This is a genomic window from Larkinella humicola (assembly GCF_008727875.1).
Classification (GTDB): Bacteria; Bacteroidota; Bacteroidia; order Cytophagales; family Spirosomataceae; genus Larkinella; species Larkinella humicola.
Window position 1 is genome coordinate 199,592 of the sequence record NZ_VTWS01000001.1, and the last position, 25,105, is coordinate 224,696.

The following is a 25,105-nucleotide window of genomic DNA, read 5'->3' on the forward strand; positions in this document are numbered from 1 at the left end:
TCCCCCTAAAGGGGACTTAGACCCAGAATTACCAAGATGCATAAAGTCCGCTTTAGGGGATTTAGGGGCGTAACCATTCAACCATCTTTTAGCCATTTATTGAAAAGTGAAAGAACACAAAGTCGGTATTATCATGAACGGCGTAACCGGCCGGATGGGTACCAATCAGCACCTGATGCGTTCCATTGTTGCCATCATCAAACAGGGGGGCGTGAAGGTTGGACCGGACGAGGTCATCATGCCGGACCCCATTCTGGTAGGTCGTGATGTCAATAAACTGGAGAAATTGTGCCAGCAGTCGGGCGTGCAGAAAATGACGACCAACGTCGATGAAGCCCTCGCCGATCCCCACAACATCATTTATTTCGACGCCCAGACGACCGGGCGCCGAGCGGAGGGCGTTCGCAAAGCCGTAGCCGCCGGAAAGCACGTCTACTGTGAAAAACCGACCGCCGTCAGCACCGAAGTAGCCCTGGAACTGTATGAACTCTGCAAAGCTGCCGGTCTGAAAAACGGCGTTGTGCAGGATAAACTGTGGTTACCCGGTTTATTGAAACTGAAACGCCTGATGCAGAACGAATTCTTCGGAAAAATCCTGTCTGTTCGGGGCGAATTCGGTTATTGGGTATTTGAAGGACACTCCATTCCGGCGCAACGGCCCTCGTGGAATTACCGCAAGGAAGACGATGGCGGGATCATTGTCGATATGCTGTGCCACTGGCGCTATGTGCTTGATCAGGTGTTTGGTAAAGTAAAAGCTGTATCTTGTCTGGGTGCGACCCACATTCCGGAGCGCATCGACGAGCAGGGCAAACCGTATACCGCAACGGCTGATGATGCCGCTTATGCGACCTTTGAACTAGAAGGTGGAGTGATCGCTCAGTTCAACTCTTCGTGGACCACCCGCGTTCGTCGCGATGATCTGCTGACCTTGCATGTGGATGGTACCAAGGGCTCGGCGGTGGCGGGTTTGCGGGAATGTTACATTCAGCATTACGGCAACACCCCCAAACCGGTCTGGAACCCCGACATCGAGCAGCCGATCAAGTTTTTTGAAGGCTGGGCCAAAGTGCCGGAGCAGGAAGTGGCCGAAAATGCTTTTAAGGTGCAGTGGGAGTTGTTTTTGAAACACGTCGTGAAGGATGATCCATTTCCGTGGGACTTGCGGGAAGGTGCCAAGGGTGTACAACTGGCCGAAAAAGGCATCGAAAGCTGGGAAAAACGCTGCTGGGTCGATGTTCCGGAGTTATGAAAAAAGTAGCATTTATAACGGGCGGAAGCCGGGGAATCGGATACGGGATTGCGGAACACCTGGCGAAAGCTGGGTTCGACCTGGCCATCAATGGCGTTCGGCCCGAAGAAGCGGTCGGGGAGGCCCTGGCTGGTCTTCAGACCCTGGGAGCAGAGGTCATCTATTGCCAGGGTGATATTGCGTCGAAAGAAGACCGCGCCCGCATGCTGGAACAAATCAAGGCCCGTTTTGGTCGGTTGAACGTATTAGTGAATAACGCCGGGGTTGCGCCGAAGGAACGTCGGGACATTCTGGAGGCAACCGAGGAAAGTTTCGAATACGTGTTGTCGACCAATTTGCAGGGGGCCTACTTTCTGACCCAGGCAGTGGCCAACTGGATGATAGCGCAAAAGGCTGATCAAACGGGCTTTACGGGGTGTATCCTAACGATTTCCTCGATCTCATCGACGGTTATTTCGGTGAACCGGGGAGAATATTGCATTGCCAAAGCCGGACTCAGCATGGCCACGCAATTGTTTGCTGCCCGGCTGGGTGAATACGACATCCCGGTTTTTGAAGTACGTCCCGGCATCATCCGTACCGACATGACGGCGGGAGTCGTCGGGAAATACGACAAACTTATTGAGGAAGGGCTGACGGTCCAGAAACGCTGGGGATTTCCAGACGATGTGGGCCGGGCGGTGGCGGCTCTGGCCCGTGGCGACTTTCCGTATTCAACCGGGCAAGTCATCATGGTCGACGGCGGCCTGACCTTGCCAAGACTGTAAAAGAAAGAGTTGTTTCGCAGAGCTGAACGGAGTAAAAAGGAGTTAAGCGGAGATTTTTTCTCTCTTTCTCTGCTGAACTCTGATTTACTCCGCTCAACTCTGCGAAATAACTCATTTTCCTAAACCGCTTAAATCATGAAAAACCAATCCGATTCCCGGAGGACTTTCCTCAAAACCGCAGCCACCGGCTCCCTGGCCGTGATGGGGTTGCCGACCCTGATTCCGGCCCACGCCTTTGGTGCCAACGACCGCATCCGCGTGGCCGTCATCGGCGTCAACGGACGCGGGAAAGACCACATTTCCAATTTTTCCAAACTGCCGAACGTCGAGGTCGTCACGCTCTGCGACGTCGACAACGTGGTTTCAGCCCAGCGCGCGGCTGATTTCGAGAAAACGTATTCACGAAAGGTGAAAACCGAACAGGATTTGCGGAAAGTGTACGACGACAAAAACATCGACGCCGTCAGCATTGCCACACCCAACCACTGGCACGCCCTCGCGGCCATTTGGGCGTGTCAGGCCGGAAAAGATGTGTACGTCGAAAAACCGGGTACGCACAACCTGCGCGAAGGCAAAAAACTGGTGGAAGCCGCGGCCAAATACAACCGGATTGTGCAGCACGGCGTGCAATTGCGCAGCTCGACGGCCATTCAAGAAGCCATCAAACACCTCCGCGACGGGTTGATCGGGAAAGTGTACATGGCCCGCGGATTGGTCTACAAATGGCGTCCCGACATTGGCAACCAGGGCCCCAGCGCTGTTCCGGCGGGTTTGAACTGGGATTTGTGGCAGGGACCGGCCAAAGCGCGCGAGTTCTCCAAAAACTACGTTCACTACAACTGGCACTGGTTCTGGGATTATGGCAATGGCGACATTGGCAACCAGGGCATCCACGAAACGGATTTGGCCATGTGGGGGCTGGACGTCGGTTTTCCGGAAGAGGTGACGTCCGCGGGGGGCAAATACCTCTGGAAAGACTGCAAGGAAACACCGGAATTGCTGACATCGACCTATAATTATCCCTCGCAAGGCAAAGTAATCCAGTTCGAAGTGCGGCCGTGGATGACCAACCGGGAAGACGGCGTGGAAGTGGGTAACCTCTTTTACGGCGACAAAGGCTATATGGTCATCAATGGCTACAACGATTACAAAACGTTTCTGGGCAAAGAACGGACGCCCGGACCGGCGGGTCATGCCGGGGGCGACCATTACCTGAACTTCATCGAAGCGGTTCGGGCGCGGGACAAATCGAAGCTGAACGGCCCGGTCGAAACCGCCCACTTAGCGTCGGGACTGGCCCACATCGGTAACATTGCGTACCGCCTGGGTCGCACCCTGAAATTTGATCCGAAGAAAGAAGAATTCATCGGCGACTCGGAAGCCAATTCGCACCTGAGCCGTCAATACCGCGCACCGTACGCGCTGCCGAAGCAAGTATAATTTTCGGTTTACGGTATTCGGTTTACGGTTTACGGTGGGCTGTCGCATTTATAAGCACGCGTCAGCCACCGTAAACTGAAAACCGAATACCGTAAACGATAAAACTGAAACCGAAAAAAATGATTGAGCAACCGAAACCCCAACAAAGCCTGAGTAAACAATTGCTTCAAATTCCGGTGCTGGTGGCCGCGCTGGGTTATCTGGTGGATATGTACGACCTGTTTCTGTTTAGCGTCGTGCGGGTGCCGAGCCTGAAAGCCCTGGGCGTCGCTGACGACCGGCTGCTTCCCGACGGCATCATGTTGTTAAACTGGCAAATGGCCGGGATGCTGCTGGGCGGTGTTTTCTGGGGCATTCTGGGCGACAAACGGGGGCGTCTTTCCGTGCTCTTCGGGTCGATTCTGATTTATTCGCTCGCGAACATTGCCAACGGATTTGTCGATAGTCTGCCGATGTATGCCGCGCTGCGGTTTGTGGCCGGCGTGGGTCTGGCCGGTGAGTTGGGAGCCGGTGTCACGCTGGTAACCGAAGTGTTGCCGAAACAGATTCGCGGGTATGGAACCACGATTGTGGCCACCATGGGCGTTCTGGGAGCCATCATGGCCTATTTCGTGGCCGATTTGTTTGCCTGGCGGATCTCGTATTTCGTGGGGGGCGGTCTCGGTTTGATGCTGCTGGTGCTGCGAATGAACGTGTTTGAATCCAAGATTTTTGAAGTGGTGAAAGAGCGTCAGGTGAAGCGCGGTGATTTGATGATGCTGTTCAACAACCGGGAGCGGTTTCTAAAGTATATCCAGTGCATTCTGGTCGGTTTGCCCATCTGGTTTGTCGTCGGCATTCTGGTGACGTTTTCGCCGGAATTTGGTCAGGCCATGGGATTGACCGAACCGGTCGTAGCCGGAAAAGCCGTCATGTTGACGTTTACCGGTCAGGTTTTTGGTGACATTGCGAGTGGTTTGCTGAGCCAGTATTTCAAAAGCCGCAAAAAAGTCATTGGTAGTTTCATCGCCCTTTCGCTGATTTTCGTGCTGGTTTATCTGCTGGCGCCCATGAAAGACCTCTCGGTTTTCTACCTCGTTTGTGTATTCCTCGGCGTTGCCAACGGCTATTGGGCGCTGTTCGTGACCATTGCCGCCGAGCTTTTCGGAACCAACCTGCGGGCTACGGTGGCCACCACGGTTCCCAACTTTGTGCGGGGAGCGGTAATTCCGTTAACGTCGCTGTTTGTGTACGGAAAAGGCCAGATCGGAACGCTGAATAGTGCACTCGGTGTCGGGCTGTTGACGGCAACGCTGGCGTTCATTGCGCTGTACTTTATGGAGGAAACCTTCAAAAAGGACATGAATTATGTGGAAACGGACTAGAAAACCCGGTTTTTTTTGGGCAGGGTTCCTGGTATGTTCTACCGCATGGAGTTGGGCGCAAACCTCCGGAACCTTTCGGTTGCATCCGCAGAATCCGCATTATTTTCAATACCGGAACAAGCCGATTCTGATGGTCGGTTCGGGAGAACACTACGGTTCGGTGATCAACCTCGACTTCGATTACGCCCGGTATTTGCAGGCCACAGCCGCCGATGGCATGAACACCACCCGGCTTTTTACGGGTGCTTACATCGAGAAACTGGGCGATTTTGGCATCCAGAAAAACACCCTGGCAGCCGCCGAAGGCCGGTTGATTTTGCCGTGGCGACGGAGCACCGAACCCGGTTACACGCTGGGCGGAAACAAGTTTGACCTCAGCCAGTGGGATGGGGCTTATTTCGATCGGTTGAAAGACTTTATGACCCAGGCCCGGCAGCAGGGGGTGATTGTGGAGATCAATCTATTTTCGGCGCATTATGGCGATGGCTGGAAATACAGTGCGCTGAATCCAAAGAATAACATCAATAAAACCGACAGCATCTCGTCCCGTCTTGTCAACACGCTGGAGAATGGAAATTTGCTGGCGCATCAGGAAAAATATGTCAGGAAAATTGTCCGGGAATTGAATGGTTTCGATAATTGCTACTTCGAGATTCAGAATGAACCCTGGGCCGATCAGACGGATATTGTGCTGAAACGCAACGAATACGGCCCCGAAAAAGACTGGCGTTCGACCCTGCAGGTGGTTTCGCAACGCTCAAACGACTGGCACCGGCAGGTAGCCCGCTGGATCAAAGACGAAGAAAGCCGACTTCCAAACCGGCATCTGATTTCGCAGGATATCAGCAATTTCCACTATCCGATTGCCGATGCCGATCCCAACATTTCGATTTTCACGTTTCACTATGCCCTGCCCGAAGCCGTCACGGAAAATTACCAGTTGAACCGTGTGATCGGATTTAACGAAACCGGTTTTGCCGGTCGTGAAGACGCCACGTATCGTCGGCAGGCCTGGCGGTTCTTGATGGCCGGGGGCGGTTTATTCAATCATCTGGATTATTCGTATTCCGTTGGTGCCGAAACCGGTCAGGATACGTCGTATAAAGCCCCCGGCGGAGGTAGTCCGGCCTTGCGGTCGCAATTCAAAACGATGAAGAACTTTTTTGAAAAGCTGGATTTTGTGACCTACAAACCCGATCCGGGGCTGGTGGCTTCGGCTCCGGGTGCACTGACGCAGGTGCTGGGCAACGGAAAAACGGAGTGGGTTCTGTATTACGAACCAATGGCCGTGAAACCGCATGATCTGAACCTGAATTTGAAAAAAGGCTCCTACCGGGCGGAGTGGATGGATGTGGTAACGGGACAAAAACTGAGATCGGAAACCGTTGTGAACGGGCGGCTCGTGGTGCCGGAAGGAGCAAATGATAAAGTGGTTATCATCAGGGTTATAGTCGGGAAATAGCCGGTTTTTTCTTAGACGGTTTCCGGAGCTAACAGCGGTAGAATGACGGTGAAATGTCCATCCTGGTCGGAAATAACCGGTTCCAATTCGCCCAAAAGACGGTATTTAGCCGCGATATTCGTCAGCCCCACTTTGTTGGACGGGACGCGGATGGTTTTGGGTTGCAGGTTGTTGCGTACCTCCAGCCAACCTTCCGGCGTCGTTCCGATTCGAATTTTCAACGGTTTACTGGCCTGAACACGGTTGTGTTTGACGGCATTTTCAACCAGCAACTGCAACGTCAGCGGGGGCAACCGCCGGGTATGATAGTCCGTCGAAACGTCGATGGTGAGCGAAACACCGGACTGATACCGCATCGTCAGGAGGTGGTAGTAGGACCTGATAAAATCAAGCTCGTTTTTCAAAATCGTCAGATTCTTTTCGTTGGTCTGAAGCAAATACCGGTATACTCTTGCCATTTCATCTACAAATTGTTCGGCCTGCCGTGGCTCTTCACTAATCAGCGAGGACAGGGAATTCAGGCTGTTGAACAGAAAGTGCGGATTGATCTGGTTCTTCAAAACGTCCAATTGATTCAGCAATACTTCTCGCTTGTAGGCTTCGGCCTGGAGACTGTTTTCCCGCCATTTCGTCAACGTATAGTAGCATTCGTAGAAGCCGATAAACAGAAGTGTCGAGCAGACGGCCAGCCAGAGGTTGGTAGTTGGCCAAAAATAAATCGTGTGGAAGTTGAAAAATGGAATGGTGCGGAAAGCGAAAAAAAGCAGACTCGTGGAAGAGGCAATGGCCGTTGAAAAAACGACAAATTCAAGAACAATGCGGGTTGGTGTCTGGCTAATTTCCGGGAAGCGCAATACGATCAGACGCAGCATGTGCTGTTAAACCAGCAGGAGAAGCCCACAAACCACGTAACCCATCAGGGTGGAAGCGACCAGAATGCGCCCATCAGAAAAGTAGAGGGGGCCAAACCAGTTGTAAATGCCGAGGGGAACGGTCCAGGAAATGACGCCGATAAAAATCCAGATACTTTGCGTGGAGTAACGGGATTGAAGAAAATGGACAGGTTGCCGAAACCGCATTCGTTTAGGTGACTAGACTAAAACCAGATCCCCGAATCCAGGTGACTGAATCTGAACGGCTAATATCTGAAATAGTAGTCATGGAATCAATCCCTGCCGCGGGAAGATTTATAACGAGTGAACACATGAGTATGCTTAGGGCGTTGATGTCAGTTCTGAACGATCGGCAGCTTTTAAAACAGAGTCCATAACACCCGGAAATTTTGCGTCCAATTCTCCCAGCCGCAGGGAAGTCAGGCACTGCGTACCTTCGGTTCGGGTGCGGATGATACCAGCCTCGCGCAATACCCGCAAGTGGTGCGACATCGTCGATTTGGCAACGGGGGTCGCAATGGCCCCGCAACGTTGCTCTGTTGCATATTGATCCAGACTTCGCACAAAATTCAGCCGCACCGGATCGCTCAGCGCGTGTAGAATACCGGTTAAGGTGATCTGGTCGATGGTAGGATGTTGGTACTGCTTCATGCGGTTTTTCCTTTCATTTTGCCAATAAGTCAAAAAAAGATGTAGATACACTAATTGCTACTACAACGATCGGATAGCTAAAATTAATTCACTTTTGGTCAGGAATATTCATTCCGGCTGATTTTTTATTGCCGCCATTTGGTTTATAATATAAACTACTTTATGTTTGTGTCATTATCCCACATCGGGATTTATTTTTACCAATTTAGTTTACACTATAAACTACTTTATCATGAAAAAAATCGTGCTTTCAGTATTCTGGCTATTCTTCGTAATAATGATGACCTTCCGGACGTTTGCGCAAACCAGTGATGCGATGCAAAAACTGAGTTTTTTGGAAGGGCAGTGGAGAGGTCCGGCCAGGGCGATGATCGGTCGGGGAAAAGAGCTGAACCTGGCTCAGTCCGAAAATGTGCAATTTAAACTTAACAAGCGAGTTTTGCTGATCGAAGGAACCGGTCGGGAACAGGATAAGGTGGTGTTTCAGGCACTGGCGGTTGCGGCTTATGATTCACTAAACCGGAAGTATTCGATGAAAGCGTATACCGCCGAGGGCAATGCCACGGACGCGTATCTGGACGTGAAAGGCGACAACTGGCTGGAATGGGGGTTTGATGTTCAGCGTGGAAAAATCCGATACACCATCAAGTTGAACGAAAAAGGACAGTGGCACGAAATCGGTGAATACAGTCCGGATGGCCAGAAATGGTACCAAAATTTTGAAATGACTTTAGACAAACTGAAGTAACTAACTACCTGAAAACAAATGGAAACAGAACCGCTAATGAACGAACAGGAAAGCCTTCGGGTGATTCATGCCATGATCGATTCCGCCAAGAAAACCATCCAGGACGACGGCACCCTCTACCTGATGTGGGGCTGGCTGGTGTTATTTGCCAGTGTGACGCATTACCTTTTGATGACCATGACTACTTTTGCGTACCCGTATCTGCCCTGGGCTACGATGCCGATTGCGGGGATCATCAATGCGGTTTTTGTCAGCCGGATGGTGAAACGGCAACCGGTTAAAACCTACATTGGTGAATTTATGTCCTATTTATGGGCGGCTTTTATCGTTTCGATCATCATCCTGCTGGCCTTCATGCCTAAACTCGGGATGGAGAAAACGTACCCGATTTTAATCCTTCTGTACGGCATCGGCACCTTCGTTTCGGGGGGAGCCTTGCGTTTCAAACCGTTGATCATTGGGGGTGCCCTGAACTGGCCAATTGCCATTGTGGCTTTTTTCGTGCCGTTTGAATACCAATTGTTGTTACTTGGATTAGCCGTCACCTGCAGCTACATCATTCCCGGGCATTTGCTACGGTTAAATTACAGGAACTGAGATGTTTGAAGAACTTGATCCCTTGCTGCACCAGCAGTTGCGTTTGGCCGTGATGTCCTTGTTGATCAGCGTTCAGGAAGCGGAATTTACGTTTCTGCGCGAAAAAACCGGGGCTACGGCGGGTAATCTGAGCGTTCAGATTACCAAACTGAAAGACGCGGGATACATTGAAGTGACGAAAGGCTATAAAGATAATTTCCCCCAAACCCTGTGTAAAATTACGAGTTTGGGTCTTACGGCATTTGAAAATTACGTGAACGCGCTGGAAAAATACATCAAGAAGTGACCTTCAACTTTTGTCGGGAGTCAGCGTTTTTTTCTCTCATTTAATTTGTACTTTACGGAACAAACAGGCGATTCCAGCGTTCTGGAATCCTTTTCATGCTCTTTTCCTCCCGTTCCGGCCAATGCTCCGACACTACTGTACCGTTGTTTTTAGAACCATTCTTCGCAATAAAGTCTATACCGGCATCGTCGTGAGCGGTCTGGCGTTGGGCATGGCAGCTTTCCTGCTCATCTCCGGTTACGTCCGCTTTGAACAGAGCTACGACCGCATTCACCCGGACGGCGACCGGATTTACCGGGTTGAAAGCGTGTTTTTCAAAAATGGCGTCGAAACCGATCACTGGGCCACCAGTTCCAACGGCTACGTTCCGGCCATGAAGCAGGCCTTTCCGGAAATTGAAACCTATACCCGCATCGCCTGGCGCGGTTCGACCCGCGTGGTACGGCACGAAGAAACCAAGTTTCGGGAGAACCACGTATGTTTCGCGGATTCCAACTTTTTTACGTTTTTCAGCTATCCGGTTCTCAAAGGCGATCGCAACACCTTTCTGGCGTCCCCCAACACGATTGTGATTTCGGAGTCGGCGGCCCGGCGGTATTTTGGCAACACCGATCCGTTGGGGAAATACCTGGATGTCAGTACCATCGCCAGTTCGTACCATTGCCAGGTGACGGGCGTTTTTGCCGATTTGCCACCCAACTCCACCATGCAATTCGACATGTTGCTGTCGTGGACCACCTCGAACCGGCGGAACTGGGATTTCTGGTATCAGCACGAAAGTTATTCCTTTGTGCGGCTTCGTCCGCAGACCGATCCCGCCAGGGTGATCGCCAAGTTTCCGGCTTTGTCCGAAAAATATAAAACCGCCGAAGCCTTGCGTGACCACGTATGGGCAATTGATCTCGTTCCCCTGCACGACATTCACCTGAACCCGGCTACGCAGAACGAAATCGAGGTAAAAGGAAACCGGCGGGCGGTTCAGTTTCTGTCGGCCATTGCCTTTGTTATCCTCATCATCGGCTGGGTCAATTACATCAACCTCTCGACCGCCCGGGCGATGGATCGGGCCAAAGAAATCGGGATTCGGAAAACCGTTGGCTCGCACAAGTCCCTGCTGGTGTTTCAGTTTTTGTTTGAATCGCTGTTGCTCAATGGGCTGGCATTGATTCTGGCGGTGGCGCTGGTAGTCATTGCCCATTTCGTTTTGCCCGTCTTTCTGGATCTGCAAAACGCTTCATTCGACTGGTCGGAACCCGGCCAGTACGGTCTTTTTGCGTTGATTTTCTGGTTTGGCGTGGCCATTTCCGGGATTTATCCGGCGCTGGTGCTGTCGCAAGTAAAACCGGCGCTGGCGTTGAAAGGGCAATACCGGTTTACGGGCAGTGGAGCGTTTTTGCGCAAAGGACTGGTCGTGTTTCAGTTTGCCGCTTCGATGGTTCTGATCGTGGGCACGTTTGTCGCCTGGCGTCAACTCTCGTTCATGATGAACCAGAACCTGGGCGTCCGGGTCGATCAGGTGCTGGTGTTGAAAGCACCGGTAAAAACCGAGGACTACAGCCGGAAAACCCAGACGCTGAAAAACGAATTGAAAGCCATTCCGGGGATTACGGAAGTGACGGGTTCCGGGGCGGTTCCGGGCAAGGAGGTGGGGCAGATGCTGGCCAACCGTCGTTTGCATGAAGAACCCAGCGCCGACCGGCTCTACGAAATGCTGATGATCGACTTCGATTTTATCAAAACTTTTGATTTGAAACTGGTCGCGGGTCGTTCGTTCGACCGCAGTCGCCCCGCCGATTCGCTGGGGCTGGTGCTGAACGAATCGGCGGTGAAGCAATTTGGTTTTCAGTCTAACGAACAGGCCATCGGCGAAAAAGTACTGCTGGAATCGACCCACGACCGGCCAAACGAGATCATCGGCGTTGTCAAAGATTACCACCAGCAGTCGCTCCAGAAGCAATTCACGCCCCTGATTCTGTTCATGGACCCCGACTACCGCTGGCTGCCGACTGATTTTTTTTCCCTGAAAATCAGTGCTAATCAGGTGGAGGGACTGGTGGAAAAGGTGCAGACCGTGTGGGGACGGTTTTTTCCGGAATCGTCGATGGATTACTTTTTTCTGGATGATTTTTTCAACCAGCAATACCGACAGGACCGGCAGTTTGGCCGCACCTTTATACTGTTTTCGTCGCTGGCTGTTTTGATTGCCTGCATGGGCTTGTTCGGGATGACGTCCTACAGTACGGCCCGTCGAACCAAGGAGATTGGCGTTCGGAAAGTCCTGGGGGCGTCGGTGACCAGCGTGTTGCGGTTGCTGGCCTGGGAATCCGTCCGGTTGTTGCTGCTGGCGGGTTTGCTGGCGATTCCGGTTTCGTGGTATTTGATGACGCAATGGCTGTCGGTTTACGCCTTCCGGATTGAGCTGAACCCGATTCACTGGCTGGTACCGATGCTGATTCTGGTCGTGATCGCTTTGGCAACCATCAGTTACCTGACGGTGAAAGCGGCTCTGGCCAACCCCACGCAGTCGTTGCAGAATGAATAGGAAAGTACCCACGAACTAATTGATTTAGATTTAACAACCGCCGAAGTAAATGTTTATCAGCCCACTGCTTTAGCTGTGGGTCAAGCGAACACTAACCCCGTGCTAACCGAACCGTTTTAACGGTTTCATCGTCCGGCAAACCGTTAAAACGGTTCCGGAATGATTCGGTTTCATGACAATTTTCCCACAGCTAAAGCAGTGGGCTGGTAAGCCAAAATATGAATATGGCGGTTTTTTGTTAAATCAATAAGTCCGTGACTGGTTAGTTTTGATTATGCTACAAACACTAGAAAATCACGGACTTCAATCCGTGGGTCCTTTTATGAAAATACGATTTCTGATTAGTTATTTCCTGACCATTTCCGTTAGCAGTTTCGCGCAGGCTCCGGCTGCCAATCCGTTCATCAAAGAAAATTATACCAAGGTTGAATACCAGATTCCGATGCGCGATGGGGTCAAACTGTTCACGGCTGTCTATATTCCGAAAGACATTTCGGCCGAAAAGAAGTACCCGGTTCTGATGCAACGGACGCCGTATTCCTGCCGACCTTACGGCGCAGAGCAGTTTCCGACCCGGCGGTTTGGGCCTTCCGAGTTTGTCATGAAAGACAAGTACATCTTTGTATATCAGGACGTTCGGGGGCGCTGGATGAGTGAGGGTGTTTTTCAGGAAATGACCCCGCAGCTTGTCAATAAAAAAGCCAAAACCGACGTAGACGAAAGCACGGACACTTACGATACGGTGGACTGGCTGATTAAAAATATTCCGAACAACAACGGCAAAGTGGGGCAGTGGGGCATTAGTTACCCCGGTTTTTATGCCTCCGTAGGGGCTTTAAGCGGCCATCCGGCTCTGGTGGCATCCTCTCCGCAGGCCCCAATGGCCGATCTCTGGCGGGACGACAGCTACCACAACGGCGTTTTTCTGATTCCGCACAACTTCAATTTCTACCCGTATTTTACGAACCGCACGGACGGGAAGCCGACGAAAACACCAGCCATGACCGAATTTAAGTACGGCACGGAAGACGGTTACGAGTTCTTTCTGAACCTCGGCTCGATGAAAAATTCGCAGAAACCGGAACTGTACGGCGGAAAAGATCCGTATTGGAACGGCAATCTGGCGCATCCAAATTACGATGAATTCTGGCAGTCGCGGAATATTCTGCCGCATTTGAAAGGCATCAAACACGCTGTCATGATTGTCGGGGGGTGGTACGACGCCGAGGATTTGCACGGAATTTTCAAGACCTATGCGGCTATTGAAAAACAAAATCCCGGCATTTACAACATTCTGGTGGCCGGTCCCTGGACGCACGGCGGGTGGAACGACACGGGTGAGCAGTTGGGTAGTGTGAATTTTGGTGAAAAAACCGGGCCGTATTTTCAGGAAAACATCGAGCGGAAATTCTTTGCTTATTTCCTGAAAGGGGAGGGCGACGCCAAATTTCCCGAAGCCCAGGTCTTTGAAACCGGAACGAACCAATGGCGCAGCTTCGACGCCTGGCCGCCCAAAGCCGCCGTCGAAAAGAGTTTGTACCTGTTGCCGGGTGGAAAACTGGCGTTTGAGGCTCCGGCAGCAAACACCGGTTTTTCGGAGTTTGTCTCCGATCCGGCGAAACCGGTGCCGTTCACCGAAACCATCTCGCTTGACATGAACCGCGACTATATGGTGGAAGACCAGCGGTTTGCCGCCCGCCGTCCCGATGTACTGGTGTTCCAGACTGATGTGCTGGACAAAGACGTCACGCTGGCCGGTAACCTGCTAGCCAATTTGAAGGTCTCGACGACCGGTACCGATGCTGACTGGATCGTGAAGCTGATCGACGTGTATCCGGGCGATGCGAAAGACAATGCCAACACGGCTAAAAACGAGAAGATGAGCAGTTTTCAGCAGATGATCCGGCATGACGCATTCCGGGGTAAATTCCGGGAAGACAAAACGAAACCCAAACCGTTCAGGCCGGGCGAGATTACCGCCGTCAACTACGAGCTGATCGATGTGCTGCACACCTTCAAAAAAGGCCACCGCATTATGGTGCAGGTGCAAAGCACGATGTTTCCGCTCTACGACCGCAACCCGCAGAAGTTTGTCCCGAACATCCACAAAGCCAGCGAAACCGACTTTCAAAAAGCCACCCACCGGGTGTATGGCAGCAGCTTTCTGAAAGTTCGGGTGGTGGAGTGATAACTTTACAAACAGCCGCCAACGGCCCCGTTCAGGTTAAACCGAAACCGGTCTTCGGCGTAATATTGCATGGTGTTGGGGGTAGAACAGCCGCCTTTTGCCACAATCGCGTCGTACGTGGCATTGTTGACGACAAAGAAATCTTTGGCTCCAATGCCGGTGGGCAGAATCCAGCTTAGTTGGAACTCAATGGTCTGGGTGGCCCCAACCGCCAGCGTTGCCAGGCTGGATAGATCGACGCTTACCAGATTCGAGGCTTCCAGGCGCGAGGGCAAGGATGAGTTGGAAAACCGAAACGAATATACCGGCGCCGGGCTTGCCGGGGCCGCGCGTAACCGTTTGAGTGTCGCCCGGATTTTAAAGGTGGCACTCGGACCCGCCGTACTGAAAGCCTGAGAGGCTGCCAGGGTAACGGCACAATCAGCGGAGGTCAGCGTTTTGATGACCGCCGGGCCGGCATTGGCCAGGATCTCGATGCTTTCAAAATTGAATTCCGGCGGGTACCGCAGGCAGCGTTCCAGTTCGCAGGGAGAAGTAGTGGTGAAGTAGCAGACTATTCGATACGGGAGCCGAATAACGAGCCTTCCATAGATACTCCACGGATATTTCCGGAGATCCACCTCCTGAATAATCATCGGCAACGACAAGGGAGTTGGGTAATCCACCACCTGATAATCAATCTGAACGGCTTTGGGCGGAATGAGCTGGGCATCAGGCAGATCGATGTTGCCTTCTTGGAGAAGCTGCGAAAGCGGGAAGGCTTCGGCCCGTAGAAACTGATCTTTTTCGCCGTAGAGAACCCGGATAATCGCCGGATTTTTGGCCTGTTTCAACCGTGAATATTGCTCCGGGCTGAGGGCGAACCGTGTGCCGTAATAGCTCCCGTTCTTGTCCTGTTTAACCGGTGGTGGGGGAACGGACTCAGCCGCTTTCTGATCGAGCAGAAGGGTTTTCCCATCCAGTCCCACCAGCCAGACTTTCAGCGAGTCGTTCGGAACCTGATGGGGTGTGGGCGTGCAACGGATAACCGACAGAATCAGCAGAGTCGCAGCAACGAAGGCGAGACGTTTCCACATGGCTTTGAAGGAGTTAGGATGAAAGCATACCGGTGTGATCGGCACAATACTACCTCCTTTTCCGTTTGGGAAACGGAATTTATTAGGAAACGGTAAAAGGATTAAGGGAATGGTAAAGCATCTGGCAGTAAGGAATATTCAGATGGGGATGATTGTCATGAAAATAAATTCAGGTTGTATTCATATCTGGAAAGGCCGTCACTCAATGCCATCACTGAATTTTGTAGCGATCAGAGATTCGATTTTCTCTTTTAATGGAGGAATATCTTTTTGTATAGAAGTCCAGATGATATCGTAACTAATGCCAAAATATTCATGAACCAATATGTTTCTGACGGCTTTTAGAGTTCTCCATTCGATTTCCGAAAACTCCTGTTTCAGATCTTCACTTAAGGCTGCTGCAGCCTCTTAAACGATTTCTAATAATTTTACCAAAGCCAGGCGAAGTTGAAAGTTGTTCATATAACTTTCAAAATCAATACCATCGGTGAAGTTTTCGATATGGTCAATGGCTTCACGGATATGCTGAATTCGTTGTCGATCGCCAAGACTACTTTTCATAAATTAGAATCCGATCCTGGTCGATGAAAGGGCGGATTGTGGAAGCAACCCCGCTTTCGGAAATGACGTCAACTTTGTGGTTTAGTAATTCTTCCAATTGCCAGGAAATTCGAGCTTGATCAAATAAAGTAGCTCCTTTCGCAAACTCGACTAGTAAATCGATGTCACTGTCCTCGTTTTCTTCTCCACGGGCAAGAGAGCCAAATAAATAGACACGCACAACGGGTTGTTGAGAAAAGTAAGGTTGAAGGGCCTCCGCTAATGTCGATTTAACAGTCGTTACCATACTGATGGAAATCGTATTTGCCAAAAATAACAAAATACATGGATAGTTCCCTCAACTAGAATGGTTTCCTCCAATGAAAAACCCCGGCATCCGTCAGGAAACCGGGGTTTTATCTTCAAAACCGGGGCGTTACGACAAATACTTCCGCAGCATCCAGGCCATTTTTTCGTGCTCTTCCATCAGATTGGTCAGAAAGTCGGCAGTTCCGGCGTCTTCCAGTTCCTCGCATTTGCTGACATCTTCCCGCAGCTCACGGATCGATTGTTCGTGATCGTCCAGCAACCGTTTGAACATATCTTCGGTCTTCACTTCACTGCTCTTGTCTTCCTTTAAACTGGTGTGTTTCAGGAAATCCTCCATCGTCGACAGTGGTCGGCCCCCCAGGGTACGGATGCGTTCAGCCACTTCGTCGATGGCGGCTTCAAGCTGGGTGTATTGCTTCTCGAAAAACTCGTGGTATTCCAGAAAGCTCGGCCCGCTGACATTCCAGTGGTATTTCCGGGTTTTGATGTATAACACATGCTGATCGGCCAGTAGAGCGTTCAGCAGCTCGTTGACTTGTTTGAGGGTGTCCTGATCAAGACCAATGTTGAGTTTCATAGTGTGTGATGTCTTAAATGAAAGGGCGGCATTCTATCAGCGGCCTCTTTTAAAACCACCAAAATGCCGGTTTGTTTAGTGGAAGACCCAAACAACGCGCTGGCATTGTGGTTTAGAATACACGAAGAGTAGAGAAATAAAGAAAGAGGAGTGGAGGAAGGAGAAGAGCGTTGCTGATACCTCTTTTGTTTTACTGCTCTCCTCTGGTTTCTGAAATCCACCATCAACAACGGTATGGCACAATCAAAATACAAAAAGTTCTTCTCCGACGCGTGGACGCTGCTTTTGGGAGCTTTCAACGGTTTTATGGACGATCGGGGCCTAAAGCTTAGTGCCGCGCTGGCCTACTACACGGTTTTTTCCCTGGCACCGCTGCTGGTATTGTTGATTTCAATTACCAGTATTTTTTACGGCCAGGAAGCCATCCGGGGGCAGGTTTTTTCGCAGATCAATGGCCTGGTCGGTAATCAGGCGGCCATTCAGATCCAGGAAATGATCAAAAGTGTGGAGCTTTCCGGGAAAACGAACGTGGCGCTGGTCACCGGTATTTTCACCCTGATTCTGGGTGCCACCAGCATTTTTGTGGAAATTCAGGATTCGATCAACCTGATCTGGCGGGTAAAAGCCAAGCCCAAACGGGGATGGGTCAAGTTGCTGAAAGACCGGCTGTTATCGTCCTCGCTGATCGTTAGTCTGGGCTTTTTGCTGGTCGTATCGCTGATCGTCAACGGGATCATTCTGGCTTTGAGTGACACGCTGACCCGCTACTTTCCGGATCTGGCCGTCATCTTCGTGGAGACTCTCAACTTTCTGATTAGCTTCGGGGTCATCACGGTTTTATTTGGCGTGATTTTCAAAGTATTGCCGGATGCTAAAATTGCCTGGAAAGACATTCGCTGGGGGGCTATTTTCACCGCCTTGCTCTTCATGCTGGGGCGCTATTTGATTGGACTCTACATCGAAACCACCAGCACCGGCTCCACCTACGGGGCCGCTGGATCACTCATCGTCATTCTGGTCTGGATTTATTATACGGCGGCCATCCTGTATTTCGGGGCGGAATTTACGCAGGTGTATGCAGAGCATTACGGCATCAAAATCGAACCCGCCGATTATGCCGTATACGTTGAGCAGCAGGAAAGAGAGCGGGAAGTCCGAACGTTGCCCCCGCAAAAAAACACCGAACCCGTCAAAGAAGACTGATTAGTTCAGGTCAGTATACCCGTATTCTTTTCGAAGAATTTCCTTTACAATTGTTTCTTCCTCATCATCTAAACCGTCGATGGTCAAATCTGATGCGTCCGGTTCAACGGTAATCGTACGCTTTTTCTCTTTATTCAGAAAAGGCATGCGTTTTTCCATCACCTCGGCAGCATCCTGCTGTAGTTTTTCCTGCTGTGGGTTCATAGGGGTAGAAATCTGGTTCAGGGTTTACGGTTTTCAGTTTACGGCGGTTGTCGCAAGAAGTGTAACGCTTCAGCCACCGTAAACCGCAAACTGAAAACCGTAAAAGTTATGATTTGCGTTGCTCTTTCGCCCAGGTGTCCTTCAACGTCACCGTCCGGTTGAAAACCAGCTTTTCGTTGGATGAGTCCGGATCGATGCAGAAATACCCTTTGCGGATAAACTGAAAACGATCTCCGGCCTGGGCGGTTTTTAGCGAAGGCTCCACGTAGGCCCGAACAATTTCGAGTGACTTGGGATTGATAAACTCCTTGAAATCACGGTCTTCTGATGATGGATCTTCACTCGTCAGCAGCCGGTCATACAGCCGCACTTCGGCTTCGATGGCGTGAGCCACCGACACCCAGTGAATCGTACCTTTCACGTTGATGCCCGACGTATCCGAACCGCTCCGGCTTTCGGGAATGTAAACGCAGCGCAGTTCCAGAAGCTCACCGGCCTCATTTTTAACGACTTCCTCGCATTTGATGATGTAAGCGCCCTTGAGCCGAACCATGCCGCCGGGTGACAACCGGAAGTATTTTTTTGGCGGATTTTCCAGGAAATCGTCCCGTTCAATGTAGAGTTCCCGCGAAAAAGGCACGTTCCGGTGACCGCTTTCGTGGTCTTCGGGGTTGTTTTCAATCGCTACTTCATCAACCTGGCCTTCCGGATAATTGGTCAACACCACTTTGATCGGTTTTTCGTCGACCACCGCCATCACCCGCGTTGTGGTTTTGTTCAGCTCTTCCCGGATGCAGAATTCGAGCAGGCCCACATCGATCAGGTTGTCGCGCTTGGCAATCCCGATGCGGTCGGCAAACTCCCGAATGCTGGCGGAGGTGTAGCCGCGACGGCGAATCCCGGCAATGGTCGGCATCCGCGGATCATCCCAGCCCGTAACGTGGCCTTCGTTGACCAGTTGCAGCAATTTCCGCTTGCTCATGACGGTATACGTCAAATTCAGCCGCGCAAATTCGATTTGCCGGGACGGGAAAATTCCCAGTTTCTCAATGTACCAGTCGTAAACCGGCCGGTGAACTTCAAACTCCAGGGTGCAAAGTGAGTGTGTAATCTGCTCGATGGAATCCGATTGCCCGTGGGCGAAATCGTACATCGGATAAATGCACCAGGCATCGCCTGTCCGGTGGTGATGGGCGTGTTTGATCCGGTACATGATCGGGTCTCGGAAGTGCATGTTGGGCGACGCCATATCGATTTTGGCGCGCAATACCTTGGCTCCATCGGGAAATTCTCCGGCTTTCATCCGCCGAAACAGATCCAGATTTTCTTCAACCGAACGCGTCCGGTACGGGCTTTCTTTTCCCGGTTCCGTTGGTGTACCTTTCTGAGCAGCAATCACTTCCGCCGGCGAGTCATCGACGTAGGCGTATCCTTTCTGAATCAGATTTTCGGCAAATGCGTAAAGCTGATCGAAATAATCCGACGCATAAAACTCATTTTCCCATTCAAAACCCAGCCAGCGTACATCGGCTTTGATTGACTCGACATACTCGGTATCTTCGGTAACGGGGTTGGTGTCGTCGAAGCGGAGGTTGGTTTTTCCGCCGTATTTATCGGCCAGCCCAAAATTCAGGCAAATGGATTTGGCGTGACCGATGTGCAAATAGCCATTGGGTTCGGGCGGAAAGCGTGTGTGAACACGGCCTCCGTTTTTGCCGCTGGCCCTATCTTCTTCAACAATTTGCTCGATAAAATTCAGCGAACGTTCCGCAGGGGCATCGCTCCGGCGTTCCGATTCGTTGGAAATACGGTTATTGGTATCGTTGGGTACTTCAGGCATACCGCTTGAATCAGGGGTGAAAGGACTAATTTACAGCCTTCGGTTGGCTTTGGCAAAAGGAAGACTAATTACGACGGCTCATTTCGTCCCGAATCTTGGCGGCTTTTTCGTATTCCTCCTTTTTCAGGGCTTCGTCCAGCGATTGCTGCAACTCGTCGTGGGTCATGTCTTTCAGTTGTTCGGTCAACGAGCGGGACGAGCGCGACGCGGGTTGAGGAACCAGTTCTTCCTGTTCCTCGCTTTCGTCGGTGACGCTGGCCGTGATGCCGGCTTCTGAAAGGATGGATTCGTAGGTGTAAATCTGAACGTTAAACCGGATGCCAATCGCAATGGCGTCGGACGGGCGGGCATCGACCACGGTTTCCCGCGTGCCGTCGGTGCAAACGATCCGGGCAAAGAAAATTCCTTCCCGCAGGTCGGAAATCACGATTTCACGAACTGTAAAGCCGAATTTGTCCGCAAATGATTTGAAGAGGTCGTGGGTCATCGGGCGGTTAGGCACAATCTTCTCGATCTCGATGGCAATGGCCTGAGCTTCAAACATACCGATGATGATTGGCAACCGGCGGTTCCCATATTCTTCTCCCAATACCAATGCAAATGAACCCGACTGCGATTGGCTGGGTGACAAACCTAAGATTTCAAGTCTAATCTTCTCCACGGCGCAAAGTTAATAGAGTTTGGGAGTTTAGCGGTTTGAGGGTTTAGGAGTTTTTTCACCAGAAACTAAAAAAATTCCAAATTCGCCACCCGCTCAACTCCCAAACTCCTAAATTACAACGCTTGTACCGCTTTCGTCAGCCGGGGCAGCACCTCGAACACATCGCCGACGATGCCATAGTCCGCCGATTTGAAAAACGGTGCTTCAGCGTCTTTGTTGATAACTACAATGACCTTCGATGAGTTCACACCGGCCAAATGCTGAATGGCCCCGGAAATCCCGCAGGCTATGTAGAGATTCGGGCTGATTTTGATCCCGGTTTGTCCGACGTGCTCGTGATGGGGCCGCCAGTCCAGATCTGAAACCGGTTTGGAACAGGCCGTGGCCGCATGCAGTGCCTTCGCCAGATCTTCGACGATTCCCCAGTTTTCCGGGCCCTTCAGTCCGCGCCCCGCCGAAACGACCAGGTCCGCTTCGGGCAGCAGAATGTCGCCGGTGGCTTTTTCAACCTTGGTCACTTTAACGGCAAAATCCGCGTTGTTCAAAGCCGGTTTGAATGCTTCCACGGTTGCGGTTGCTTCGGTTTCTTCCGGTGTTATGGTATTTTTCTTGATTGCCAGGATTTTTTTCTCGGCCGTTAACTCGGTGAAGGCAAACGCTTTTCCGGTGAAAATGCTGCGTTTAACCCGAAAACCGTTGCTGACATCCGGCAACTCGATCACATTGGCTGCCAATCCGGCTTTCAGTTTTCCGGCCAGCCGGGCCGCCATCGAATCGGCCAGGGAGGATTTGGCCAGCACAATCACGTCGGCTCCTTCCTGATTGGCGGCTTCGGCGACCACACTGGCATAGGCCATCGCGTTGCCTTCGGTCAGTTGGGCGTCGCTGGCGTGTAGCACTTTCGACGCGCCAAACCGCCCGGCTTTCGCCAGTTCGTCGGCGTTGCCTTCGCCCAACACAAGGACCGTGGCGGATGTTCCGGTGAGTTCGGCTACTTTTGAACCGTAGTATATGGCTTCGAGCGATGATTTCTTCAACGCGCCTTCATCGAGTTCTGCAAAAATTAAAACTGACATTTTAGTATGGCTTTAAAGGTTGGGAAAGAGGTTGTTTCGCGGAGTTGAGCGGAGGAAAAGGAGTTAAGCAGAGAAATGTTTTTCTTACTTTTTACTCCGCTTATCTCCCTTTTACTCTGTTTAACTCTGTGCAACAACTCTTTATATTACTTTTGCTTCGGTTCGCAACAACTTGATCAGCGTTTCGGCTTCCGAAGCGGGGATCATTTTGCAGGCTCCGCGGGCGGGTGGGAGTTCGTAGTTGGCAATGTGGGTGAGGGTTTCTTTGCCCGTGGGTTCCACCACCTTCAGCGGTTTGGTGCGGGCACTCATGATGCCGCGCATGTTCGGAATTTTCCATTCGGCAATCGGTTCCTGACAGCCCAGCACCAGCGGCAAACCGGCTTCCAGTTCTTCGTGACCGCCTTCGATTTCCCGCGTGATTTTGGCCGTTGAACCCTCGATGGCTAACTTCATAACCGGCGAGATGGACGGAAGTCCCAACATTTCGCCCACAATGCCGTGGACCTGACCGCCGTTGTAGTCGATGGATTCGCGGCCCATCAGAATCAGGTCATAGCTGCTTTCTTTGGCAATGGCGGCAATTTGTTCGGCCACAAAATAGGCGTCCGTTGGCTCGGCATTGACCCGGATGGCGTCGTCGGCACCAATGGCAAGGCACTTCCGAATCACCGGATCGGCGTCGGATTCACCCACGTTCAAAACCGTGACGCTGCCTCCCAGTTGTTCTTTCAGCTCGACGGCCCGCGAAAGGGCGTAATCGTCGTAAGGGCCGGTAATAAACTGCACACCCGCTTTATTCAGTTTGGTATTGTTATCCGTGAGGGTAATTTTGGTGATCGTGTCCGGAACACTGGTGACACACACTAAAATCTTCATGTTATCTGTGGTTTAGAGGTGATGGCGGCAAAAATACAAACTTGTCTTAAATAAAACGTATGCGTGCATACTAATATTTGGTGCCGGCGTAAACTGAAAACCGAATACCGTAAACTGTATCCCTATGAACGATACTCGAATTCAACTGTTGCTTCAATTTATAGAAGAACAACCCGAAGATCCTTTCAATGTTTACGCCCTGGCGATGGAATACCGGGACGAGCAACCCGCTCAGGCCCTGGTTTATTTCCAGCAGTTACTCGAACAGCATCCATCCTATTTGCCAACCTATTACCACGCGGCTGCCCTCTATGCCGAACAGGAAAACCGGCCAGCAGCGGAGGAAACCTACCAGCAGGGAATAGAACTGGCCCGTGCGCAAAAAAATGAAAAGGCGTTTCAGGAATTGAGCCGGTCTTATCGGGCGTTTCAGGATGACGACGAATACTGACCATACTGGGTTTGTTTACAGTAGGCCGTGCGGTTTTCGTACTTACTAGGGCATAAACGAATTCACGATTATGAAAAAACAGGTCTTGCTGACCTCGCTGGTTTGCCTTCTGGCAATCACCACGTTTGGTCAACGGTTTGGTAAAACGTTGAAAGATACACCGGGTATGGTGTCGTATACGATGCGCAACGAATTTGCGAAAGACATGCCCGGCACCCTCGACAAAATTAAGGCGATGGGCATTTCGAACATGGAGTTCTCCAGCCTGTTTGGAAAAACCGCTGCCGAAATTCGCGCGGAACTTGACAAACGAGGCATGAAATGCTCCAGTCACGGCGTTGGCTACGACGACCTGATGAACAAAATGGACATGGTGGTTCAGAATGCCAAAACGCTGGGCGCGAAGTATGTCCGGCTGGGATCGGTTCCGCACAAGGGAACGTATACGCTGGAAGCCGCCCAGAAAACCGTCAGTGACTTTAATTTGATCGGCAGGCAATTGAAAGACAAAGGGTTGGTGTTTGTATATCACAACCATGGCTTCGAATTTGAGCCCTACGAAAACGGAACCCTGTTCGATTACATCGTTCAGAAAACCGACCCGGAAGCGGTGAGTTTTGAAATGGACGTTTTGTGGGTTTACTTCCCCGGACAGGACCCGGCCAAGCTATTGCTAAAATACCCGAAACGCTTCAAGCTGATGCACATGAAGGATGTGAAAAAAGGTGTGCAGGGGAATAGGTCGGGAGGAACCCCGCCCGAAAACGACGTGGCCCTGGGAACGGGACAAATCAATCTGCCGGAAATTCTGAAAGCCGCCCAGAAAACGGCCATCGAGTTTTTTTACATCGAAGACGAAAGCCCGACGGCCCAGCAGCAGGTGCCGCAGAGCATGGCGTATCTGAAAACGATTTAATTGTATGGGAACACGGATCGGACAGATCAAAACAGATTTCAATCTGTGTTAATCCGTTTTGATCCGTTAGATCCGTGTTCCCATACAATCAGGCAAGGAAATTCACCAGGTGTTTATAAACTTGCGCCCAGGTAGGATACTGTATAATTATAGGTCTCCGTTGCCAGCAATTGCGGGTATTGATCGTCGTACCGTTTCCGTTCCGTTACATACCCATCGGCGTTCAGGGAATACGTAAAATTTGAACCATGGTACCCCATGCCTTCAACCTGCCAGTTGGCCGCCGACAATAAGCTTTTACTCATCTTGCCGTAAATCTTCAGATACCGTTCCGGAATCGCCTGAGCATAGTAATCGATGTAGCTGTACGGGGTAGGCAGAAGAATCCAGTTGAAATTTGTTGGATATTTATCCTCAACGTATTCAATCACATTGATCTGACCCGGGTTCTGGGATTGACGGGTTTTGTTTTCCAGGTATTTGAGCGTAATGGTATACCACGGTTTTACCTTCGACATGCCTTCCCAGTAGGTCGTCACCAGATTCAGGTTGCCCTGTGCGTTGTAACTATATTCGGTCCGGTTAACGGCTTTGTATTTTTCTCCGCAACTGATTAATTGACCCTTTGCATTGTAAGCATACACCCAGGTACGGACTCGGAATGGGTCGTTTAAGTTAGAGTTAAAAGGGGTTTGCAATACTTTGTAGTCGACTTGCTCCGATTCGTAGCAGCGGTTGGTGGCCGGGTCGATCAGGTACGTGTCCTTGAAAGCCATTTTGCCGTTTCGGTAGGATATGGCCTGGATCGTATTGCCGTTGTAGGTGTAATCACGGTGGAATTCCGCACCCTGGGTCACTTTTTGCAGCCGACCATCGGGATAGTACGTTAAAATCGCATTCCCCTGCTGGGTTAAGGTGTACTTTTTCGCCACGTTCACCACGATGACGTCATCAGTTGCTTTTTGGGCGGACGTATTTTCCCGTAGTGGTTGATCGGGTGTAATGGCACTGTCTTTCTGGCAGGATACCAGGCTGGTAGATAAGGCCAAACCAATGGCCAGAGCGGTTTTTTGAAATGAGTTGTTGTTCACTGTTGTGTCGATTAAAATGTTGTTGCGCTGCAAAGTTGGCAGGCCCGGGTGCAGAAAACGAGTCGGAATAC

The 25,105-nt window shown here is 51.1% G+C and carries 27 protein-coding genes; 13 read left to right on the forward strand and 14 right to left on the reverse strand.

From position 1 onward, the window contains the following. Nucleotides 1-106 precede the first annotated feature (106 nt). The 5 genes from F0P93_RS00935 to F0P93_RS00955 all read left to right on the forward strand — a co-directional run bounded on the left by F0P93_RS00935 (nucleotide 107) and on the right by F0P93_RS00955 (nucleotide 6,285). Entirely contained in the window at nucleotides 107-1,252 is a 1,146-nt protein-coding gene (locus F0P93_RS00935; RefSeq protein WP_191908697.1) for a Gfo/Idh/MocA family protein, read from the forward strand. Further along, nucleotides 1,249-2,019 (forward strand): 3-ketoacyl-ACP reductase, encoded by a 771-nt coding sequence (locus F0P93_RS00940; RefSeq protein WP_150874510.1) that lies wholly within the window; start codon nucleotides 1,249-1,251, stop codon nucleotides 2,017-2,019. The genes F0P93_RS00935 and F0P93_RS00940 overlap by 4 nt, the downstream gene beginning before the upstream one ends. Nucleotides 2,020-2,154: 135 nt before the next feature. Continuing rightward, a complete protein-coding gene (locus F0P93_RS00945) occupies nucleotides 2,155-3,459 on the forward strand; it encodes a Gfo/Idh/MocA family protein (protein ID WP_150874511.1) in 1,305 nt (434 codons plus the stop codon). A gap of 119 nt (nucleotides 3,460-3,578) precedes the next feature. Next, entirely contained in the window at nucleotides 3,579-4,823 is a 1,245-nt protein-coding gene (locus F0P93_RS00950; protein ID WP_150874512.1) for an MFS transporter, read from the forward strand. Between the two features lie 79 nt (nucleotides 4,824-4,902). Beyond that, nucleotides 4,903-6,285, forward strand: coding sequence for a cellulase family glycosylhydrolase (locus F0P93_RS00955; protein WP_225309321.1), 1,383 nt, complete (start codon nucleotides 4,903-4,905; stop codon nucleotides 6,283-6,285). 11 nt (nucleotides 6,286-6,296) lie between these two features. On the opposite strand, the gene F0P93_RS00960 is transcribed toward F0P93_RS00955, so the two are convergent. The 3 genes from F0P93_RS00960 to F0P93_RS00970 all read right to left on the reverse strand — a co-directional run bounded on the left by F0P93_RS00960 (nucleotide 6,297) and on the right by F0P93_RS00970 (nucleotide 7,829). Beyond that, nucleotides 6,297-7,157 (reverse strand): sensor histidine kinase, encoded by an 861-nt coding sequence (locus F0P93_RS00960; protein WP_150874514.1) that lies wholly within the window; start codon nucleotides 7,155-7,157, stop codon nucleotides 6,297-6,299. Between the two features lie 6 nt (nucleotides 7,158-7,163). After that, complete coding sequence (locus F0P93_RS00965) at nucleotides 7,164-7,364, reverse strand: hypothetical protein (RefSeq protein WP_150874515.1); 201 nt, start codon at nucleotides 7,362-7,364, stop codon at nucleotides 7,164-7,166. 135 nt (nucleotides 7,365-7,499) lie between these two features. Further along, complete coding sequence (locus F0P93_RS00970; RefSeq protein WP_150874516.1) at nucleotides 7,500-7,829, reverse strand: ArsR/SmtB family transcription factor; 330 nt, start codon at nucleotides 7,827-7,829, stop codon at nucleotides 7,500-7,502. 232 nt (nucleotides 7,830-8,061) lie between these two features. Here F0P93_RS00970 and F0P93_RS00975 point away from each other — a divergent pair, with 232 nt between their 5' ends. From F0P93_RS00975 to F0P93_RS00995, 5 genes are all read left to right on the forward strand, one after another. Continuing rightward, a complete protein-coding gene (locus tag F0P93_RS00975) occupies nucleotides 8,062-8,577 on the forward strand; it encodes a hypothetical protein (RefSeq protein ID WP_150874517.1) in 516 nt (171 codons plus the stop codon). An 18-nt stretch (nucleotides 8,578-8,595) separates the two neighbouring features. Next, the gene (locus F0P93_RS00980) at nucleotides 8,596-9,174 is read left to right on the forward strand and encodes a hypothetical protein (protein WP_150874518.1); all 579 of its coding nucleotides are present in this window, start codon (nucleotides 8,596-8,598) and stop codon (nucleotides 9,172-9,174) included. Nucleotide 9,175: 1 nt separating this feature from the next. Further along, complete coding sequence (locus tag F0P93_RS00985; protein ID WP_150874519.1) at nucleotides 9,176-9,460, forward strand: winged helix-turn-helix domain-containing protein; 285 nt, start codon at nucleotides 9,176-9,178, stop codon at nucleotides 9,458-9,460. A 121-nt stretch (nucleotides 9,461-9,581) separates the two neighbouring features. Next, nucleotides 9,582-12,002 (forward strand): ABC transporter permease, encoded by a 2,421-nt coding sequence (locus F0P93_RS00990; RefSeq protein WP_150874520.1) that lies wholly within the window; start codon nucleotides 9,582-9,584, stop codon nucleotides 12,000-12,002. A gap of 322 nt (nucleotides 12,003-12,324) precedes the next feature. Further along, complete coding sequence (locus F0P93_RS00995) at nucleotides 12,325-14,190, forward strand: CocE/NonD family hydrolase (RefSeq protein WP_150874521.1); 1,866 nt, start codon at nucleotides 12,325-12,327, stop codon at nucleotides 14,188-14,190. A gap of 5 nt (nucleotides 14,191-14,195) precedes the next feature. On the opposite strand, the gene F0P93_RS01000 is transcribed toward F0P93_RS00995, so the two are convergent. The 5 genes from F0P93_RS01000 to F0P93_RS01015 form a co-directional block, all read right to left on the reverse strand. After that, a complete protein-coding gene (locus F0P93_RS01000; RefSeq protein ID WP_150874522.1) occupies nucleotides 14,196-15,266 on the reverse strand; it encodes a hypothetical protein in 1,071 nt (356 codons plus the stop codon). Between the two features lie 198 nt (nucleotides 15,267-15,464). Then, nucleotides 15,465-15,647, reverse strand: a complete 183-nt coding sequence (locus F0P93_RS31980; RefSeq protein WP_150875814.1) for a HepT-like ribonuclease domain-containing protein — start codon at nucleotides 15,645-15,647, stop codon at nucleotides 15,465-15,467. Nucleotides 15,648-15,674: 27 nt separating this feature from the next. After that, on the reverse strand, nucleotides 15,675-15,827 hold the full coding sequence (locus tag F0P93_RS31415) for a ribonuclease HepT family protein (RefSeq protein ID WP_191908698.1): 153 nt from the start codon (nucleotides 15,825-15,827) through the stop codon (nucleotides 15,675-15,677). After that, nucleotides 15,817-16,113, reverse strand: coding sequence for a nucleotidyltransferase family protein (locus F0P93_RS01010; protein WP_150874523.1), 297 nt, complete (start codon nucleotides 16,111-16,113; stop codon nucleotides 15,817-15,819). The genes F0P93_RS31415 and F0P93_RS01010 overlap by 11 nt, the downstream gene beginning before the upstream one ends. Nucleotides 16,114-16,242: 129 nt before the next feature. Beyond that, nucleotides 16,243-16,713 (reverse strand): Dps family protein, encoded by a 471-nt coding sequence (locus F0P93_RS01015; RefSeq protein ID WP_138991601.1) that lies wholly within the window; start codon nucleotides 16,711-16,713, stop codon nucleotides 16,243-16,245. Between the two features lie 234 nt (nucleotides 16,714-16,947). Between F0P93_RS01015 and F0P93_RS01020 the strand changes: the two genes are divergently transcribed. After that, nucleotides 16,948-17,916, forward strand: coding sequence for a YihY/virulence factor BrkB family protein (locus F0P93_RS01020; protein WP_150874524.1), 969 nt, complete (start codon nucleotides 16,948-16,950; stop codon nucleotides 17,914-17,916). Here F0P93_RS01020 and F0P93_RS01025 read toward each other — a convergent pair whose 3' ends face one another. From F0P93_RS01025 to F0P93_RS01045, 5 genes are all read right to left on the reverse strand, one after another. After that, on the reverse strand, nucleotides 17,917-18,120 hold the full coding sequence (locus F0P93_RS01025; protein WP_150874525.1) for a hypothetical protein: 204 nt from the start codon (nucleotides 18,118-18,120) through the stop codon (nucleotides 17,917-17,919). A gap of 106 nt (nucleotides 18,121-18,226) precedes the next feature. Continuing rightward, on the reverse strand, nucleotides 18,227-19,960 hold the full coding sequence (locus F0P93_RS01030) for a glutamine--tRNA ligase/YqeY domain fusion protein (protein ID WP_150874526.1): 1,734 nt from the start codon (nucleotides 19,958-19,960) through the stop codon (nucleotides 18,227-18,229). Nucleotides 19,961-20,024: 64 nt separating this feature from the next. Further along, nucleotides 20,025-20,621, reverse strand: a complete 597-nt coding sequence (locus F0P93_RS01035) for a bifunctional nuclease family protein (RefSeq protein ID WP_114408903.1) — start codon at nucleotides 20,619-20,621, stop codon at nucleotides 20,025-20,027. A gap of 113 nt (nucleotides 20,622-20,734) precedes the next feature. Further along, nucleotides 20,735-21,697, reverse strand: a complete 963-nt coding sequence (locus F0P93_RS01040; RefSeq protein ID WP_150874527.1) for an electron transfer flavoprotein subunit alpha/FixB family protein — start codon at nucleotides 21,695-21,697, stop codon at nucleotides 20,735-20,737. A 141-nt stretch (nucleotides 21,698-21,838) separates the two neighbouring features. Next, nucleotides 21,839-22,576: an electron transfer flavoprotein subunit beta/FixA family protein gene (locus F0P93_RS01045; RefSeq protein ID WP_150874528.1), complete on the reverse strand. Its 738-nt coding sequence runs from the start codon at nucleotides 22,574-22,576 to the stop codon at nucleotides 21,839-21,841. 124 nt (nucleotides 22,577-22,700) lie between these two features. On the opposite strand from F0P93_RS01045, the gene F0P93_RS01050 reads away from it, so the two are divergent. Continuing rightward, nucleotides 22,701-23,027 (forward strand): tetratricopeptide repeat protein, encoded by a 327-nt coding sequence (locus tag F0P93_RS01050; RefSeq protein ID WP_150874529.1) that lies wholly within the window; start codon nucleotides 22,701-22,703, stop codon nucleotides 23,025-23,027. Between the two features lie 70 nt (nucleotides 23,028-23,097). After that, nucleotides 23,098-23,943, forward strand: a complete 846-nt coding sequence (locus F0P93_RS01055) for a sugar phosphate isomerase/epimerase family protein (protein WP_150874530.1) — start codon at nucleotides 23,098-23,100, stop codon at nucleotides 23,941-23,943. A gap of 113 nt (nucleotides 23,944-24,056) precedes the next feature. On the opposite strand, the gene F0P93_RS01060 is transcribed toward F0P93_RS01055, so the two are convergent. Continuing rightward, a complete protein-coding gene (locus F0P93_RS01060) occupies nucleotides 24,057-25,034 on the reverse strand; it encodes a hypothetical protein (protein ID WP_150874531.1) in 978 nt (325 codons plus the stop codon). Nucleotides 25,035-25,105: the final 71 nt, after the last annotated feature.

What these genes read in the sequence shown, in the direction of transcription:
- F0P93_RS00940 (WP_150874510.1), top strand. Translation starts at nt 1,249, where the DNA reads ATGAAAAAAGTAGCATTTATAACGGGCGGAAGCCGGGGAATCGGATAC.
- F0P93_RS01050 (WP_150874529.1), top strand. Translation starts at nt 22,701, where the DNA reads ATGAACGATACTCGAATTCAACTGTTGCTTCAATTTATAGAAGAACAA.
- F0P93_RS01010 (WP_150874523.1), bottom strand. Translation starts at nt 16,113, where the DNA reads ATGGTAACGACTGTTAAATCGACATTAGCGGAGGCCCTTCAACCTTAC.
- F0P93_RS01000 (WP_150874522.1), bottom strand. Translation starts at nt 15,266, where the DNA reads ATGTGGAAACGTCTCGCCTTCGTTGCTGCGACTCTGCTGATTCTGTCG.
- F0P93_RS00990 (WP_150874520.1), top strand. Translation starts at nt 9,582, where the DNA reads ATGCTCCGACACTACTGTACCGTTGTTTTTAGAACCATTCTTCGCAAT.
- F0P93_RS00950 (WP_150874512.1), top strand. Translation starts at nt 3,579, where the DNA reads ATGATTGAGCAACCGAAACCCCAACAAAGCCTGAGTAAACAATTGCTT.
- F0P93_RS01045 (WP_150874528.1), bottom strand. Translation starts at nt 22,576, where the DNA reads ATGAAGATTTTAGTGTGTGTCACCAGTGTTCCGGACACGATCACCAAA.
- F0P93_RS01030 (WP_150874526.1), bottom strand. Translation starts at nt 19,960, where the DNA reads ATGCCTGAAGTACCCAACGATACCAATAACCGTATTTCCAACGAATCG.
- F0P93_RS31415 (WP_191908698.1), bottom strand. Translation starts at nt 15,827, where the DNA reads ATGAAAAGTAGTCTTGGCGATCGACAACGAATTCAGCATATCCGTGAA.
- F0P93_RS00965 (WP_150874515.1), bottom strand. Translation starts at nt 7,364, where the DNA reads ATGCGGTTTCGGCAACCTGTCCATTTTCTTCAATCCCGTTACTCCACG.
- F0P93_RS00980 (WP_150874518.1), top strand. Translation starts at nt 8,596, where the DNA reads ATGGAAACAGAACCGCTAATGAACGAACAGGAAAGCCTTCGGGTGATT.
- F0P93_RS01015 (WP_138991601.1), bottom strand. Translation starts at nt 16,713, where the DNA reads ATGAAACTCAACATTGGTCTTGATCAGGACACCCTCAAACAAGTCAAC.
- F0P93_RS00960 (WP_150874514.1), bottom strand. Translation starts at nt 7,157, where the DNA reads ATGCTGCGTCTGATCGTATTGCGCTTCCCGGAAATTAGCCAGACACCA.
- F0P93_RS01020 (WP_150874524.1), top strand. Translation starts at nt 16,948, where the DNA reads ATGGCACAATCAAAATACAAAAAGTTCTTCTCCGACGCGTGGACGCTG.
- F0P93_RS01055 (WP_150874530.1), top strand. Translation starts at nt 23,098, where the DNA reads ATGAAAAAACAGGTCTTGCTGACCTCGCTGGTTTGCCTTCTGGCAATC.
- F0P93_RS01025 (WP_150874525.1), bottom strand. Translation starts at nt 18,120, where the DNA reads ATGAACCCACAGCAGGAAAAACTACAGCAGGATGCTGCCGAGGTGATG.
- F0P93_RS00975 (WP_150874517.1), top strand. Translation starts at nt 8,062, where the DNA reads ATGAAAAAAATCGTGCTTTCAGTATTCTGGCTATTCTTCGTAATAATG.
- F0P93_RS00985 (WP_150874519.1), top strand. Translation starts at nt 9,176, where the DNA reads ATGTTTGAAGAACTTGATCCCTTGCTGCACCAGCAGTTGCGTTTGGCC.
- F0P93_RS01040 (WP_150874527.1), bottom strand. Translation starts at nt 21,697, where the DNA reads ATGTCAGTTTTAATTTTTGCAGAACTCGATGAAGGCGCGTTGAAGAAA.
- F0P93_RS00945 (WP_150874511.1), top strand. Translation starts at nt 2,155, where the DNA reads ATGAAAAACCAATCCGATTCCCGGAGGACTTTCCTCAAAACCGCAGCC.
- F0P93_RS00995 (WP_150874521.1), top strand. Translation starts at nt 12,325, where the DNA reads ATGAAAATACGATTTCTGATTAGTTATTTCCTGACCATTTCCGTTAGC.
- F0P93_RS00970 (WP_150874516.1), bottom strand. Translation starts at nt 7,829, where the DNA reads ATGAAGCAGTACCAACATCCTACCATCGACCAGATCACCTTAACCGGT.